General features: G+C 38.1%; 2 protein-coding genes. Both read left to right on the top strand.

Annotated elements, in window-relative coordinates; all coding sequences use genetic code 11:
- Positions 1–116: 116 nt before the first annotated feature.
- Positions 117–1,592, top strand: coding sequence for a replicative DNA helicase (locus tag ACFINY_RS09570; RefSeq protein WP_375701055.1), 1,476 nt, complete (start codon positions 117–119; stop codon positions 1,590–1,592).
- Between the two features lie 85 nt (positions 1,593–1,677).
- Positions 1,678–2,118 (top strand): single-stranded DNA-binding protein, encoded by a 441-nt coding sequence (ssb, locus tag ACFINY_RS09565; protein ID WP_375701054.1) that lies wholly within the window; start codon positions 1,678–1,680, stop codon positions 2,116–2,118.
- Positions 2,119–2,297 lie beyond the last annotated feature (179 nt).

Raw genomic sequence — 2,297 nt, 5'->3', positions numbered from 1 at the left:
TCTCTTTATTGCACAAAACGTATCAAAAAGCAAGCTGTTAAGTAAAATAAAAATGGGATTCACACTGTAGATTCAGTGATTTATAATTATCATTTATCAAATCAATTTAAATCATAATGAATAAAATGAACGCTGTTAATTTACCTTCTTTTCAAACAGAAGAACAATCTTCTTTTCGTCAACTGCCCCATAATATTGAAGCAGAGAAAGCTTTGCTGGGTGCTATCATTATCAATAATAATGCTCTTGATAGCGTTTCTGATTTTTTAAAAGCAGAGCACTTTTTTGAACCGTTGCATCAAAAGCTTTTTGATATCATTTCACAAATTATTCAAAATGGAAAAGTTGCAGATCCCATTACTATTAAGCCCTTTGTTGAAAATGATGCGAAAATTGGTGACATCACTGTATATAATTACGTGGTGCGTTTAGCTAAAGAAGCTGTAACAATCATTAATACTAAAGATTATGGGAGCGTCATTTATGATCTGTTTATCCGACGCTCTTTAATTAACCTTGGCACTCAAGTTGTGAATAGAGCTTATGATGTTTCTGTAGAACTTACAACATCACAACAAATTGAAACTGTTGAAAATCAGTTGTTTGAATTGGCAGAAAAGGGAAAATATGGGGGTGGGTTTGAAAATTTTGATACAGCCATTGCAAAAGCACTTAACATGGCAAGCGCTGCGAAAAAGCGTTCTTCAAGGCTCTCAGGGATAGCTACCCATATCAAAACACTTGATGAGAAAATGGGGGGATTACAAGCATCTGATTTGATTATCCTTGCGGGGCGCCCTGGGATGGGGAAGACCTCACTGGCGACCAATATTGCTTTTAATATTGCCAATGCTTGCAAGCGTCATGATAACAGCCAAGCCAATGAAGGGGGTATTGTTGGTTTCTTTTCACTTGAGATGTCAACTGAACAGCTTGCAACTCGTATTATCTCAGAGCAAATAAAGGTTTCTTCTTCTGATATGCGCCGTGGTAATATCTCAGAAGAGCAATTTGCAAAAATTATTCACGCAATGCGTTCCTTACAAACAATCCCTCTTTATATTGATCAAACGGGTGGGGTGTCTATTGCACAATTGTCCGCTCGTGCAAGGCGTCTTAAACGACAACATGGTCTAGATGTCTTGATTATCGATTATATCCAACTCATGACAAGCGGTTCAAAGCGTTCATTAGAAAATCGCGTTCAAGAAATTACAGCCATTACCACCGGATTAAAAGCACTTGCAAAAGAACTCAATATTCCCATCATTGCTCTGTCACAACTTTCGCGTCAAGTTGAAAACCGAACCGATAAACGTCCACAACTCTCCGACTTACGTGAATCTGGTTCAATCGAGCAAGATGCCGACATTGTTCTGTTCGTTTATCGTGAAGAATATTATCTCAAAAATGAAGAACCCAAAGAAGGCACTGCTGAGTATAACAAATGGCAAGAGGCAATGGAGCAAGCCAAGGGTAAAGCCGAGGTTATTATAGCAAAACAACGCCATGGTCCGACAGGAATCGTTCCCCTTGCCTTTCAATCCGATTTTACACGCTTTAGTGATTTAGAACATAATGTAACACTTTAAATAATTGTTATTAGACAACTGAAAACATTGTAAAAACACATAAAACATGTTATGATCTTTACATCATTTAATGGGACTTACAAACATGCTTAATAAAGTGATTTTAATTGGCTATTTAGGTGCTAATCCAGAAAGCAAAACAATGTCATCTGGCATCGAGGTGGTCAATTTTCGAATGGCAACGTCTGAGAGCTATACAGACAAGGCAACCAATAAAAGAATAGACAAAACCGAATGGCATTCCATTGTGGTGTTTAATCCACACTTGGCAAAAGTAGCACTCCAGTATCTGAATAAAGGCAGCAAAGTTTATATCGAGGGGCGACTACAAACCCGTAAATGGCAAGATAAAAACGGTGTTGATCGCTATGTAACAGAAGTCATATTGCCTCAGTACAAAGGCGAGTTAAAGCTTTTAGATGGCAAAAATGATGATAATCAAGATCAGTCATCACCTTATGACAGAAGCTTTCACAAGCCTCTTGATACGTCTCATACCGTTATGAATGATAGTGTTCCTTTTTAAATAAAAGGCGGTGTTATGAAAAAAAATAAAAAGAGGGGACGCCCTAAAATTAAAGGGCAGGTAAGAGAACCAAACGGACGTATATCACGTGCAAAAGCACCGCGTGAAGCCGTTGATAAATTGGCAATAGAAATGCGTGCAAAGCGCTTCGGTTTAACGCTACAGGAGGCAAAAAATCC

The organism is Bartonella sp. AA23NXGY (assembly GCF_042197165.1).
Taxonomy (GTDB): domain Bacteria; phylum Pseudomonadota; class Alphaproteobacteria; order Rhizobiales; family Rhizobiaceae; genus Bartonella.
The sequence above is the reverse complement of the archived record's forward strand: the minus strand, read 5'-3'. Positions and strand labels throughout refer to the sequence as shown.